Genomic DNA, 13,831 nt, shown 5'->3' on the forward strand with positions numbered 1-13,831 from the left:
ACCCCCGCTAGCCCCCCACCCCCCGCCGGTCCGGATCCAGGAGTACGCCGTGCCCTCGCACACCTTCACCGTCAACGGGCAGAGCGTCACCGTGGACGCGCCCGACGATCTGCCCCTGCTGTGGGTGCTCCGCGACATGCTGGGCGTCCGCGGGCCCAAGTACGGCTGCGGGGTGGACGTCTGCAAGGCCTGCACCAGCCACCTCGACGGCGCCGACGTCCGCCCGTGCGTGGTGCCCGTCTCCGCGTGCGCGGGCAGGGAAGTGACCACCATCGAGGGACTGGCGAACGGGGACGACCTGCACCCGGTGCAGGAGGCCTGGCTCGAACAGGACGTCGCCCAGTGCGGCTTCTGCCAGCCCGGCCAGATCATGGCCGCCGTCGCCCTGCTCAAGCGCACCAGCGAGCCCACGGACGAGGACATCGACGCCATCGCCAACATCTGCCGCTGCGGTACGTACTTCCGCATCCGCGAGGCCATCCGCAGCGCGGCCGCCAAGATGTGAGCGGCGGCGGACCCCGGACTTCCCCCGTGAATGCCGGGATCCGGCCGCTCCTGGCCAAACCTATGCGGTCCGGCGGCCGTCGGCAGGGTTCGCCGTGCACAGTGACCGCCCGAGACGGGTATCACAGCGCACAGTGAGCGGCGGATGGTTGAATGCGCCGGTGCCCCGGTCCGACGACGTCCTCAAGCTGCACCGGCTCGCCCGCTCCGGCGGCTCGGCCGCCCTGTTGGAGTGGCTCTCCGTCCGCCTCGGCGGATGGACCGGGGTGGTGGACGCCGAACAGGGCCGGGGCCCGGAGACCGCCGTGCGGGGAGCCGCCGAACTGACCGCCCGGGGCGTACGGTCGGCCGTCCTGCACGCCCCCGGCTCCGCCACGCTGCTGTTCGCGCTGGACGGCGGGCGCGCGCTGGCCGCCGTACTGGAGCAGCCGCACCACCCCGACGCCGCCACCCTGCTCGCGGACGCCGCCGTACCGCTCGCCCTCGTGCTGCGCGCCGAGGAGGCCGCCGGGCGGGAGGAGCGGGCGGCGCTCGCCGAGGCGCGGGCCCGCGAGGCGGTGCTGCACCTGCTCATGAACGGCCGGCTCTCCACCGCCCACCAGATCGCCGAGGCGCTGGGGCCCTCGCTGCCCGAGCCGATGCGGATGTACGTCGTCGAATGCCGCACCGGCGGGCGCGCCGAAGTGGCCCGGCTGTGCGAGGAGCTGACGGACGGCCGGGCCTGGATCGTGCGCTGCCCGGTCTACGTGCGCCACCTCATCGTGCTCGTCCCGTCCGGAACGGCGGTGCCGGCCGGGCAGGACCCCCTCGCGGACGCCCTGGTCGCGGTGGACCCGGACTGCACGGTCGGGTCCAGCGGGGAACTGCACCTGCGCGAGGCCCCGTCCGCCTACACCCAGGCCTTCCACGCCTTGGCCGTCGCCCGGGAGCGGGACGAGCGGCACGCCCGTTTCGGGCCCGGCCCCGAGCTGGCGCTCGCCGCCCACGAGGCCGGAGCCGGCTGGGCGCAGGCCCTGCTCGCGCCCCTGCACGCATACGAGCCCCGGCGTCCCCAGGACCCCGGCGGACAGGAACTGCGCGCCACCGCCCACGCCTGGCTGAACTTCTCCTCGCACGCCACCCGGCTGCTGAAGATCCACCGCAACACGCTCGCCGCCCGGCTCCGGCTGGTGGAGGCGCTGCTCGGGCTGGATCTCGCACGACTGGGGGACCAGGCGGCGCTCTCGCTGGCGCTGCGGCTCACCCCCGGTGCGCGGCCGGGGACCGGCCCGACCGCGGCCGCCCCGGGCCTCGACGCGGTGCTGCGCGATCCGCGCGTGACCGCCTGGGCCCGCACCCAGCTGAGCGCGCTGAGCGGACCGGACGCCCCGTCGGGCGCGCGCGACACGGTCCGCGCCTGGCTGGCGCACGACGCGCAACTCGTTCCGGCGGCAGCGGCGCTGGGCGTCTCCGTCCCGGGTGCCCGCAAGCGGCTGAGCCGCGTCGAGGTGCTGCTGGAGCGCTCCCTGCTCCAGTCCCCGAGCGCCCGGTACGACCTCTGGCTGGCTCACCGGGCGGAGGAGCTCGCAGGGTGACACAAGCCGCAAAAGGGATGATGGGCGAAAAGAATCGACGATCATGCCCCAATGAGGCGAATCCATGCGAAACGCGTGCTGGTCGGTGAACCCCTCGACACCGCGCGCCTGGGCGAGACCCTGCTGCCCAAACGGCTCGCCCTGCCGATCTTCTGCAGCGACCCCCTCTCCTCGGTGGCCTACGCCACCGAGGAGATCCTGCTGATCCTGGCCCTCGGCGGCGTCGCACTGCTCCACCTCACCTGGTACGCGGCCGCCGCCATCGTCTTCCTGCTCGTGGTGGTCGTCGCCTCCTACCGGCAGACCTGCCACGCGTACCCCGGCGGGGGCGGCGCCTACGTCGTCAGCGCGGAGAACCTCGGGCAGAGCGCGGCGCTCACCGCCGCGAGCGCCCTGCTCGTCGACTACGTGATGACCGTCGCGGTCTCCGTCGTCTCCGGCGTCTCCGCCATCACCTCCGCCATCCCCTCGCTGAACGACCACGAAGTGGCCCTGTCGGTCGCCTTCGTGGTGCTGCTCACCCTGATGAACCTGCGCGGCGTAAGGGAGTCGGGCCGCGTCTTCGCCATTCCCACCTACGGCTTCGTCCTCGTCATCTACCTGATGTTCGCCGTCGCCGCCGTGCGCCTGGGCACCGGCGACACCATCCGCGCCGAGTCCGCCCACCTGCCGATCACCGCGGAAGGCACCTACACCGGAATCGCCCTGGTGTTCCTCGCGATGCGCGCCTTCGCCTCCGGCTGCACCGCCCTCACCGGCGTCGAGGCGATCAGCAACGGCGTCCCCGCCTTCCGCAAGCCCAAGGCCAAGAACGCGGCGACCACGCTCGCCGCGATGGGCGCGCTCTCGGTCACGATGTTCACGGGCGTCACGGCCCTGGCCATGTCGTACCAGGTACACGTCGCGGCCGACCCCACCGAACTGGGCCTGCCGCCCGGCACCGCGACCTCCACCGCCCTCGCCCAGATCGGCCGCGCCACCTTCGGCAACTGGCACTTCCTCTTCTACCTGCTCCAGGCCGTCACCGCCGGCGTGCTGATCCTCGCGGCGAACACCGCCTTCAACGGCTTCCCGATGCTGGCCTCGATCCTGGCCAGGGACCGCTACGCGCCCCGCCAGCTCTCCAACCGCGGCGACCGGCTCGTCTACTCCAACGGCGTCGTCCTCCTCGCGCTCGCCGCCATCGCCCTCATCGTCGCCTTCGACGCCCAGCTGACCCGCCTCATCCAGCTGTACATCATCGGCGTCTTCGTCTCCTTCACCCTCTCCCAGGCGGGCATGGTCCGGCACTGGCGCAAGGCACTCGACTCGCCCGCCACGCCGCGCGAGGAGCGCGTCCACATCCACCGCAGGCGCGCCATCAACGCCGTCGGCGCCTCCCTGACCGCCCTGGTCCTGGTCATCGTCCTGCTCACCAAGTTCACGCACGGGGCATGGCTGGTCGTCATCGCCATGCCGCTGCTCTTCCTCGGCATGAAGGGCGTACGCCGCCACTACGACCAGGTCGCCCGCCAGGTCTCCGTGGCCCCCGACGCCAAACCGCGCAAGCCGGCCCGCCACCACGTCCTGGTCCTGGTCGCCGCCGTGCAGGCCCCGACGCTCAAGGCCATCGGCTACGCGCAGGGGCTGCGCCCCGACACCCTGACCGCGGTCACCGTCGCCGCCGACGAGGGGGAGGCGGCCCGGCTGCGGGAGGGCTGGGCGGCGCACGATCCGGGCCTGCCCCTGAAGATCCTGCACTCGCCGTACCGCGAGGTGGTGGGCCCGATCATGGCGCACGTCCAGGAACTCGCCGCGGACTCCGCCACGGACGTGCTGTCGGTGGTGATCCCGGAGTACGTCGTGGGCCACTGGTGGGAACAGCCGCTGCACAACCAGAACGCCCTGCGGCTGAAGGCGCGGCTGCTGTTCACGCCGGGCGTCGCGGTGATCGACGTGCCGTACCTGCTGGAGTCGGCGAAACCCGAGCACCAGCCCGCGCGGCAGGAGGGGTAGGCGGTTCCCCGGCGGCAAGCCGGCCCGCGGCGGCGTGCTGGGCCGCGGCGTGCTGGACCACCGCCGCGTGCGCCAGCGCCAGTTCCACCACGTGCCGCGGGTCGGTGAGGGAACGGCCGGTGAGCTGCTCCAGACGGCGCAGCCGGTTGGAGACCGTGTTGCGGTGGCAGTACAGCCGCTGCGCGGCGGACGTGGTCGAGCCCTGGCAGGCGAGCCAGGTGCCGAGGGTGGTCAGCAGGGTGCGCCGGTCCTCGACGGGCAGCGCGAGCACCGGCCCCAGCACCACCCGCCGCAGCCGGCCGGCGAGTTCGGCCTCGGCGGCGACCAGCGCCGCCGGCAGCCGCTCGTCCAGCAGCGCCGTCCGCGGACCGCCCGACTCCGGAGCCGTGCGCAGCGCCAGGGCCGCCAGCCGGTGCGCCCGGGCCAGTTCGGCCGCCTCGCCGACGACCGGGCTGACCCCGGCGCGCAGGCCGAGCGGCGCGAGCAGCTCCCGTACGGACTCCAGCGGATGGTGGCCCAACTCCACCAGGCCGATCTCCCCGTCGCCGCGGACCCGCCACAGCACGCGCGGAGCGGGGGCGTGGCCCTGTCCGGCGGCCGGGCCCGCAGTCGGGCCCGCGCCCGGGCCGGCGGACAGGCCCTCGCCGCCGGACCCCACCACGACCACCGCGAACCGGCCCCGCTCCGGCAGGCCCAGCCGCGCCGCCGCCTGCGCGGCCGTCACCCCGCCGCTGTCGGCCGCCCCGTCCAGCAGGACGTCCAGCAGGGCCGCCCGGCGCTCCCGGTCACGGTCGGCGCGCGCGGCCTCGGTGCGGCGGTACGACTCGGCGACGGCGTCCGTCATCTGGTCCAGTACGTCCCACAACGCGGTCGCGCCCGGCAGCAGCCGGGGCAGCGCCGCCCGGTCGTGCGCGGCCACGGCCTCGGTGAGGGTCTGCCAGAGCACCCGGCCGCCGCGGCGGTAGGTGCGCAGCAGGGAGGCGAGCGGCAGCCCCTGTTCGGCCCGCAGCGCGCCGGTCGCCCGGGCGTCGGCGAGCTCGACCGGCAGGCCCCGCGAGCTGCGGACCAGCCCCTCGACGGCCTGGCGCAGGTGGTGGTGGATCCGCTCGCGCAGCTCGGCCCGGCCGAGCAGGGCGGCGTAGGCGGGATCCTCCGTCAGCGTCCGGTCGGCGAGCCGGTCCGCCGCGACGGCGATCCGGCGGGACAGGTCCTCGCGTATCTCCTCGATGATCCGCTCCATGACGGGCAGCCTGACACGGGGGAGGGGACGGTGGGGAGGGCCTGGGGCGGGCGCATCCGCTACCGTGGGCGAAGCACTGCACTTGCAGTGATCACTCGATGTGCCGCACCCACCCCCAGGGACCGCCCATGCGCCAGAATCCGCAGCGCCGCGCCGCACTGCTCGACGCCGCCATCGAAGTCCTGGCGCGCGAGGGCTCGCGCGGCCTGACACTGCGCGCGGTGGACGCCGAGGCGGGTGTGCCCACCGGTACCGCCTCGAACTACTTCGCCAACCGGGCCCAGCTGCTCGTGCAGATCCTGCACCGCACCCGGGAGCGGCTGGCGCCGGAGCCGGCGGACCTGGCCGGCCCGCTGGACACCAAGGTGCTGCTGACCCGGCTCCTGGAGCGGATGCGGCGCGAGCGAAGCGTGCACATCGCGATGCTGGAACTGCGGCTGGAGGGCACCCGGCGCCCCGAACTCCAGGCGGAGCTGGCCGGCTTCCAGGGCGAGGAGCTGGAGGCGAACATCGCCTGGCACATCGAGGCGGGCCTGCCGGGGGACCGGCAGGGCGTGGTCCTGCTGTACCTCGCGATGTTGGGCCTCATCGTGGACGACCTGACCGCGCCGGCGATGCTGGAGGCCCACCCGGTGGAGGGGCTCATCGAGACGATGGTCGAGCGCCTCCTCCCGGAGCGGTCCGCCGACTGACTATCGTGCCGGTGAGGGAGCACCGGCATCGCGGGGGAGACCGTGGGGAGGGATGGCGCACATGGCCGAGGGCGGAGCCGGCGCGGCCGGCGGAATCCAGTGGCTGGCCGGCTGGGACGGATGGTTCGTCGGCCTGACCTTCGCCCGGGGCATCGGCCCCGACGAACTCGCCGCGCGGCTCGGCGCGGTACCCGGGGTCCAGCCCGGGCCGCTGGGCGCGCTGGACGCCTGGAGCATGGTCACGGAGACGGTCGACGGGGACGGCGTGGCCCGGGTCGGCCGGTGGGGCGACTGGTCCTTCGCCGTGGAACACGGGCTGCCGGCCGGCGCGGAACGGCTCGCCGAGGTGTCCCGGGGCGCCGTCGAGGCCGTCCACCTCGACCCCCAGCCCGACCACCCGCCCAAGCAGTTCGCGTACGCGCGCAGCGGCGAGCTGGTGTGCTGCTTCGGCCTCGGCGAGGAATGCTGGCGCGGCGGCCACCAGCCGGACTTCCTGCTTCCGGAGCTGATCGCGGCCAAGATACTCGCGCCGGACGGCGCGTGCGCCCGCCCCGACGAGGAACCGTTCGAGGACCGCGACCGCCACACCCTCGCCGTCCTGGAACACCGCTTCGGGCTGTCCCTGCCGCGCCGTCTGATCGAGGACACGCCGCTCCCGGCGTACGTGACCTGCACGCGCTAGCGGAACCGACCGACCGGTATCCGGTGATCTTATGCTCAGGTTTACGCGAGTCCGCTGGTTTTGCGGCCGGTGAGCGACTTTGATGGGTTCGCCAGGCCTCGCACCAAGCAGGGGGACTCACCATGGGTACCGACCACAGCCAGAAGGACAGCACACCCACCCTGATCGGTTCCGTGCAGCGCGCGCTGCGGCTCGTGGAAGCGATGCACGCCGAAGGCGGGGCGACGGCCAAGCGGCTCGCCCGGGTCACCGGGATCCCGTTGCCCACCGTTTACCACCTGCTGCGCACCCTCAGTCACGAGGGGTACGTCCAGCGCGAGGGCGGCTCGTTCCGACTCTCGGACGATCTTCCGCTCGCTTCGTGATCAAATATCGACGCGTTCCGGCCAAGCTCTCACGTGCTTCATGGCATGTTCCAGCGGAAAATGCCAGAACGCCCTTTCGTACTGTGGAAGTTGAGTAAGTTCCCTCCTGTCGCGCCGTACGACCGTGCAAACAGCACGTCCGGCCGGGAGGGGAGCCCGCGTGCCCGGGATCGACGAATGCCTGCTCGAAGCCATGGCCCTGCCTGGTGCGCGGGGGGCCGCGCTGGTCGACTGGAGCAGCGGACTGGCCCTCGGCACCGCCGGGGAGTCGCCCGTGGGCGACCACGAGACCACCGCCGCCGAGACCGCCGAGCTGGCCCGGGCGGCCGCCGAGTACGAGTCCTTCGCCTCGCCGGCGCCGGGCGATGACACGGCCGGACCGCCCGTCGAGGACCTGATCGTCACCACCCGCTCCGGCTACCACGTCCTGCGCTTCGTCGACACGAGCTTCGACAGCAGCGTCTTCCTGCACCTGTGGCTCGACCGGGCCGACGGCAACCTCGCCCTCGCCCGCCACAGACTCAAGACCCTGGCCGAAGGGCTGGTGCTCAGATGACCACCCCGGCCACGGCCACGGCCGCGAACGCGTTCACCGCCGTTTCCCCCCTGCTCACCCGGCTCGCCGCGGAGCGCGCCACCGGCGCCCTGCTCCGCGACCGCGGCACCCTCTTCCTGGAGGACGGCCGCATCGTGCACGCGGAGAGTCCGGCCACCCCCGGCCTGGACGTCCTGCTCACCACCGGCGGCGGCCTCGCCCCCGAGCGCTGGCGCGAGGCCGTGGACCGGGCCGGCGCCCGCCGCCAGGTCGCCCGCTTCCTCGTGGACAGCGGCGGTCTCGCCGACGGGGAGCTGGAGATCTGCCACATAGCCGCCATCTTCGACGCCGCGTTCTTCGCGCTGTCCCCGGGCAGCGGGCCCTCCCGGTTCCGCCGCGGGGCCACCCACTGGATCGGCTCGGTCCGCTCCGTCCCGGCCGCCGCCGTCGAACGGGAGACGCGCCGCCGACGTGAACTGCTCGACGCGGTCTGGCCGTACCCGCTGCTGGACACCGCCCCCGTGGTGCCCCGGGCGGCCTCGCCCGGCCAGACGGTCAGCGCCCGGCAGCGGATCCTGCTGCGCGAGTCCGACGGCGTGCGCACCCCGGCGGACCTCGCGTGGGTGCTGGGCCGGCCCGCCTTCCACACACTGCTCGACGTACGGCGCCTCGCGGCGGCCGGACTGGTCGAGACCCCGCACACCCCGGCTCCGCCCCCGGTCGCGGCACCCCTGCCCGACTGGATGACCCAGGCCCAATCCCCGGACGTGGCGCTGCTCCGCCGCTTACGCGACGCACTGGAGGCAAGCCTGTGAGGCTCCCGCTGCGACCGGCCCTGCGCGCCGACCGCTCCGAGCGGAGGCAGCCCGAAAGGAGAAAGCCCGACATGAGTACGGTGCCCCCCGAGGCGGAGGCCGAGATACTCGCCGAGCTCCGCAGGCTGCGGGCCCGGGTACCCCAGCTCACCGGTGCGCTCGCCGCGAGCGCCGACGGCTTCGTCCTCGCCCAGGACAGCGCGGCCGCGGAGGCCGAATCCGTCGCCGCCCTCACCGCGGCCGCCCTCGGCGTGGCCCAGCGGCTGAGCGACAGCACCGGGCAGGGCGCGTTCCGCGAGCTGCTGGTGCGGGGCGAGGACGGATACGTGGCCACCTACGCGGCGGGCATGGCGGCCGTCCTCACCCTGACCGCGGAGCCCCGCGTCAACGTCGGGCGCCTCCACCTCGAGGCCCGGCGCTCCAGCCTCCGGATAGCCGAACTGATCGACCACATCCTCGGGCGGCGCGGCTCCGGCCTTCCGCCCCTTCCCCCGCTGCCGCCCGCTCCGCCTGCCTGACCCCGTACGGCGCCACTGCCAGGCCGAACCGGAACCACGTACCGCCCCACCGAACGACAGAACAGACAAAGGAAGAGGAATCCCTCATGGCAAACGTAGAGACCACGCTCAAGGAAGCCACCACCACCATCGAAGGCGCGCTCGGCGCCGCCCTCGTCGACTACGGCAGCGGCATGGCCCTCGGGACCGTCGGCGGCGGAAAGGACCTCGACCTCACGGTCGCGGCCGCCGGCAACACGGACGTGGTCCGCGCCAAGGTCCGCACGATGGAGATGCTCGGCCTCAAGGACGAGATCGAGGACATCCTCATCACCCTCGGCAGCCAGTACCACCTGATCCGCCTGCTGAAGGGCCGGGGCACCTCGGGCTTCTTCCTCTACCTCGCCCTTGACAAGGGCCGGGCCAACCTCGCGATGGCCCGCCACCAGCTGAAGAAGATCGAGGCCGAGCTGGAGGTCTGACCCGGGACCGAGACGTCGAGGTGGCGGACGGCTTAAATCTTTGCCGTCCGCACCGGCGATCAGCCGTGGTATGCCCGATAAGGGAGGAGTTCATGATTCTGCTACCTAGTAGGATGCTGTGAGCAGCTGATCATCGATAAAGCACAAAACGCTGGAGAACCCGCCACCCATGCCCCCGCGCCTGAGCATCGTCGTCCCCGTCTACAACGTCGAGCTCTACCTCGACGAGTGCCTGGAATCCATCGCCGCTCAGACGTTCGGCGACTTCGAGGCCATCCTCGTGGACGACGGGTCCACGGACACCAGCGCCGTCATAGCCAAGGCCTTCGCGGCCCGGGACAAGCGGTTCCGTGTCGTGATGCAGGAGAACGCCGGCCTCGGCGCCGCCCGGAACGTCGGCGCCCGCCACGCCCACCCGGACAGTGAGTACCTGGCCTTCGTCGACAGCGACGACACCATGCCGGACTACGCCTACCAGCGGATGATCGACGCCCTCGACGAGACGGGCTCGGACTTCGCCGGAGGCAACGTCAAGCGCTTCCGCTCGGTCGGCATGCAGCAGTCGTGGGGCCACCGGGCGGCCTTCGCCAAGACCCAGCTGAAGACCCACATCTCCAAGTTCCCGGCACTGGTCACCGACCGCACCGCGTGGAACAAGGTCTACCGGCGCACCTTCTGGGACGAGCACGGCTTCCAGTACCCGGAGGGCATCCTCTACGAGGACGCCCCGGTCAGCATCCCCGCGCACTACTTCGCGTCCAGCGTCGACATCATCAGCGACTGCGTCTACCACTGGCGCGTCCGCGAGACGGGCGAGCGCTCCATCACCCAGCGCTCCACCGACCCGATCTCCCTGATCGACCGCGTGAAGTCCGTCCGCCTGGTCCGCGAGTCCCTCAAGGCCAAGCAGGGCGCCAAGTACGTCCGCTACCTGCGCGACTACGACTACAACGTGCTGAGCGAGGAACTCCCGCTCATCTACAAGTACGTGGCCGAGGGCGGCCCCGACTTCCGCGCCGCCTTCGTCAAGGAGGTCGGCGGCCTGGTCCGCGAGATCGGCACCGGCCCCTGGCCCGATCTGACGGTCGCCGACCGGCTCAAGGCCTACCTGGCCGGCGAAGGCCGCGTCGAGGACTTCATCGCCCTCCTGCACCACCAGCGCGACTACCACTACAGCGTGCCGGTCAAGGGCCTCGCCCGCCCGCAGGCGGACTACCCCTTCCTGCAGGGCCGTCCGCCGGTCCCCGCCAAGGTCCTCACCCTGGGCCCGCGCGAGCGCCGCGTCGTCAGCCGCCTGGAGCAGGCGGCCTGGGCCGACGGCAAGCTGCTGCTGCGCGGCTACGCCCTCCCCGGCCACCTCGGCGCGGAGAGCCGCCTCGGCTCGCGCAAGATGCTGGTCTTCCGCGAGGGCGGCAAGCGCCGCCGCTCCGTGGTCGGCACCCGTACGGTCGCCTCCCCGATGGCCACCGTGAAGTCCCCGCACCTCGCCCTGCGACACGCCGACTGGGCCGGCTTCACCGCCGTCGTCGACCCCTCGATCTTCCAGTCGGGCGGCAAGTGGCGCGACGGAATATGGACCACGTCCATCGCCGTCACCGGGGCCGGCGGTCTGCACCGCGCCCGCCTGCGCGGCGGCGAGCACGACACCGGCCAGAACCCGCCCCCGCAGTGGGTGGCCCCCGACGTCCGGATCGTCCCGGCCGTCTCCGGTTCCCTCACCATCCAGGTCGAGGTCGTCCGCGCCCGCGCCCTGGACGTCCACCCCGCCGGTGACGACGCCGTCGAGATCACCGGTGAGCTTTCCGCCGAGGTCGGCGCCGTGTCCGCGCTGCGGGCCGTCCACGTCACCACCGGCACCGTCCTCACCTTCCCGCTGGAGACCGCCGCGGCCCGCTCCGGCCGCGTCCCCTTCACCGCACGCGTCGCGCTGGCCGAGCTGGCCGCCGTACCGGACGCCGAGGTCGAGCCCGGCGAGTGGGCCCCCGAGCCTTGGAGCCTCTCCGTGATCGGCGCCGACGGCACCGAGCACCGCATGGTCCACGACGAGCGCGGCGGCTTCAACGGCCTGGTCCTGCCCCTGCCCGGCGAGGACGACGGCCGCTCGCTGTTCGCCAAGCGCGGCAACACCGGACACCTGACCCTCTCGGTGCAGCCCTCCCCGCCGCTGGTGGACGAGGTCACCGCCGAGGACGGCACCGTGACCCTGCGGGGCCGGTTCGTGGCGCCCGCCGACGAGCCGTACGAGCTCGTCCTGCACAACGCGCACGGCGTCGAGTTCAGCTACCCCGTCACCCGTGACGGGGACGCCTTCGCGACCACCTTCCAGCCCGTGCTCCCCGAGGCGTACGCCGGCCGGACCACGCTCCCCGAGGGCCGCTGGTGGCCCACGCTGCGCCCGGTCGCCCAGGCCGGAACCACCGCGGGCCTGCTCGGCGTCGACCGCGGCGCTCCCGTGCAGATGGGCCCCGGCCTGCTCTTCGCCGGCCCGCACCCCTTCAGCACGCAGGGCCGCCGGATGCGGGTCGAGACCCGCTTCCACGACCGCATGGTGCTGGTCGCCGACCCGCTGCTGAGCCCGCACGACCGCTCCAACTTCGCCCAGCGCGTCGCCCGTTTCGAGACCTACCCGGCGCAGCGCGCCCTGCCGGTCAAGGACATGGTCGTCTACGACACCTTCCAGGGGAACGGCGCCGGCGACTCGCCGCGCGCCATCCACGAGGAACTGCTGCGCCGCGGCGAGAAGCTGGAGCACATCTGGCTGGTCCGCGACGGCCGCGCCGAGGTTCCGGCGACCGCGCGCGCCGTGCAGTACGGCAGCCTGGAGTCGTGGGAGGTGCTGGCCCGCGCCCGCTACTACGTGACCAACGACAACGTGCCGCGGCTCTTCCAGCGCCGCGCCGGCCAGGTCGTCGTACAGACGTGGCACGGCACGCCGATCAAGCAGATCGGGCACGACTTCGTGCACGACTACTACACGAGCCCGGAGATCCTGGAGGGGCTGGAGCACGACAGTGCCCAGTGGTCCCTGCTGGCCTCCCCGAGCTCCTACGCCACGCCGATCCTCAAGCGCGCCCTCGGCTACGACGGCGAGGTCATCGAGGCCGGCAGCCCGCGTACGGACGCACTCGTACGGCCCGACGCCGAGCGGATCGCGGAGGTCCGGCGGCGGCTCGGCCTGCCCGAGGGCAAGAAGGTCGTCCTCTACATGCCGACGTGGCGTGAGAACTGCGAGGGCTGGTCCGGCGGCTACAAGCTCGACCTGCGGATCGACCTGGAGCAGGCCCGCCGTGAGCTGGGCGAGGACCACGTGCTGCTGGTCCGCGGCCACCACCACGTGACCGAGCAGGTCCGCGAGGGCGTGCGCGACGGCTTCGTCGTCGACGTGTCCCGCTGGCCCGACGCCGCCGACCTGCTGCTGGTCGCCGACGTGCTGATCTCGGACTACTCCTCCGCGATCTTCGACTTCGCGCACACCGACCGGCCGATCCTGCTCTTCACGTACGACCTGGCGCACTACCGCGGCACGCTGCGCGGCTTCAACTTCGACCTGGAGGAGAAGGCGCCCGGCCCGCTGCTGGCGGACTCGGCGAGCCTGATCGAGGCCGTGCGCAACGCCGACGAGGTCGGGGCGCAGTACGCCGGGGCGCGGGCGGCGTTCCGCGAGGAGTTCTGCGACCTGGACGACGGCAACGCCACCGCCCGCGTCGTCGACCGCATGCTCGCCATGGGTGCGGCGCCCGCGAAGTAGGCCGTACGAGCGAAAACCCGGCTGGACACAGACCGGCCCCGGGCCCACCGATGAATTTCGGGCCCGGGGCCGGTCTGTATGTGAGGAGCGGTACCCACCGTCCACGCACCGGCCTGGAGGCAGAGATGAGCGGCAACGGTTTCACCACGTGTCTGTGGTTCGACGGCGACGCGGAAGCGGCCGCCGAGTACTACGTGTCCGTGTTCAAGGACGGCCGGATCGGACGGATCGCGCGCTACACGGAGGCGAACCCGGGGTCGGAGGGCTCGGTGATGACCGTCGAGTTCGAGATCAACGGGCAGCGGTTCGTCGGCCTCAACGGCGGACCGCAGTTCTCCTTCACCGAGGCGATCTCCTTCATGATCAACTGCGCCGACGAGGCCGAGGCGGACTACTACTACGACACGCTGACCAAGGACGGCGGCCAGGAGTCCGCCTGCGGCTGGGTCAAGGACAGGTTCGGGGTGTCCTGGCAGGTCGTCCCGCCCGGTGCCGTCGACCTGGTCAGCGACCCGGACCCGAAGCGGGCCGCCCGGGCGATGGCCGCCATGATGAAGATGAAGAAGCTGGACGTGGCGGAGATGCGCCGCGCGGCCGACGCGGCCTAGGTGTATTGACCCGCAGGGTTGTTCACACGGCTGATCGGTGGCTTGCCGTCCAGTGCGGTGTGGCAGCGGTGGTGGTTGTAGGTGTGGAGGAAGT

13 protein-coding genes are annotated in these 13,831 nt (G+C 72.7%); 12 read left to right on the top strand and 1 reads right to left on the bottom strand.

The window, feature by feature from the left end:
• Positions 1 to 49: 49 nt before the first annotated feature.
• The 3 genes from PV721_RS33355 (at position 50) to PV721_RS33365 (ending at position 4,073) form a co-directional block, all read left to right on the top strand.
• Entirely contained in the window at positions 50 to 505 is a 456-nt protein-coding gene (locus PV721_RS33355; protein WP_319730983.1) for a (2Fe-2S)-binding protein, read from the top strand.
• Between the two features lie 160 nt (positions 506 to 665).
• Positions 666 to 2,078, top strand: a complete 1,413-nt coding sequence (locus tag PV721_RS33360) for a PucR family transcriptional regulator (protein WP_319730961.1) — start codon at positions 666 to 668, stop codon at positions 2,076 to 2,078.
• A gap of 51 nt (positions 2,079 to 2,129) precedes the next feature.
• The gene (locus PV721_RS33365) at positions 2,130 to 4,073 is read left to right on the top strand and encodes an APC family permease (protein ID WP_319730963.1); all 1,944 of its coding nucleotides are present in this window, start codon (positions 2,130 to 2,132) and stop codon (positions 4,071 to 4,073) included.
• Here the strand turns inward: PV721_RS33365 and PV721_RS33370 are convergent.
• Positions 3,988 to 5,313 (bottom strand): helix-turn-helix domain-containing protein, encoded by a 1,326-nt coding sequence (locus tag PV721_RS33370; protein ID WP_319730965.1) that lies wholly within the window; start codon positions 5,311 to 5,313, stop codon positions 3,988 to 3,990. The genes PV721_RS33365 and PV721_RS33370 overlap by 86 nt on opposite strands.
• Positions 5,314 to 5,441: 128 nt before the next feature.
• Here PV721_RS33370 and PV721_RS33375 point away from each other — a divergent pair, with 128 nt between their 5' ends.
• From PV721_RS33375 to PV721_RS33415, 9 genes are all read left to right on the top strand, one after another.
• Complete coding sequence (locus PV721_RS33375) at positions 5,442 to 6,005, top strand: TetR/AcrR family transcriptional regulator (protein ID WP_319730967.1); 564 nt, start codon at positions 5,442 to 5,444, stop codon at positions 6,003 to 6,005.
• A 61-nt stretch (positions 6,006 to 6,066) separates the two neighbouring features.
• On the top strand, positions 6,067 to 6,687 hold the full coding sequence (locus tag PV721_RS33380) for a DUF6461 domain-containing protein (protein ID WP_319730969.1): 621 nt from the start codon (positions 6,067 to 6,069) through the stop codon (positions 6,685 to 6,687).
• A gap of 122 nt (positions 6,688 to 6,809) precedes the next feature.
• Positions 6,810 to 7,052 (top strand): helix-turn-helix domain-containing protein, encoded by a 243-nt coding sequence (locus PV721_RS33385; protein WP_416371238.1) that lies wholly within the window; start codon positions 6,810 to 6,812, stop codon positions 7,050 to 7,052.
• 160 nt (positions 7,053 to 7,212) lie between these two features.
• Positions 7,213 to 7,608: a hypothetical protein gene (locus tag PV721_RS33390; RefSeq protein WP_319730971.1), complete on the top strand. Its 396-nt coding sequence runs from the start codon at positions 7,213 to 7,215 to the stop codon at positions 7,606 to 7,608.
• A complete protein-coding gene (locus PV721_RS33395; protein ID WP_319730973.1) occupies positions 7,605 to 8,402 on the top strand; it encodes a transcriptional regulator in 798 nt (265 codons plus the stop codon). The genes PV721_RS33390 and PV721_RS33395 overlap by 4 nt, the downstream gene beginning before the upstream one ends.
• Before the next feature lie 71 nt (positions 8,403 to 8,473).
• The gene (locus tag PV721_RS33400) at positions 8,474 to 8,920 is read left to right on the top strand and encodes a roadblock/LC7 domain-containing protein (RefSeq protein WP_319730975.1); all 447 of its coding nucleotides are present in this window, start codon (positions 8,474 to 8,476) and stop codon (positions 8,918 to 8,920) included.
• Positions 8,921 to 9,006: 86 nt separating this feature from the next.
• On the top strand, positions 9,007 to 9,381 hold the full coding sequence (locus PV721_RS33405) for a hypothetical protein (protein WP_319730977.1): 375 nt from the start codon (positions 9,007 to 9,009) through the stop codon (positions 9,379 to 9,381).
• A 169-nt stretch (positions 9,382 to 9,550) separates the two neighbouring features.
• Positions 9,551 to 13,129: a bifunctional glycosyltransferase family 2 protein/CDP-glycerol:glycerophosphate glycerophosphotransferase gene (locus PV721_RS33410; protein ID WP_319730979.1), complete on the top strand. Its 3,579-nt coding sequence runs from the start codon at positions 9,551 to 9,553 to the stop codon at positions 13,127 to 13,129.
• A gap of 125 nt (positions 13,130 to 13,254) precedes the next feature.
• On the top strand, positions 13,255 to 13,737 hold the full coding sequence (locus PV721_RS33415) for a VOC family protein (RefSeq protein WP_319730981.1): 483 nt from the start codon (positions 13,255 to 13,257) through the stop codon (positions 13,735 to 13,737).
• The last annotated feature ends 94 nt before the right edge of the window (positions 13,738 to 13,831 follow it).

Origin of the sequence: Streptomyces sp. MB09-01 (assembly GCF_033794505.1) — a bacterium.
Lineage (GTDB): Bacteria > Actinomycetota > Actinomycetes > Streptomycetales > Streptomycetaceae > Streptomyces.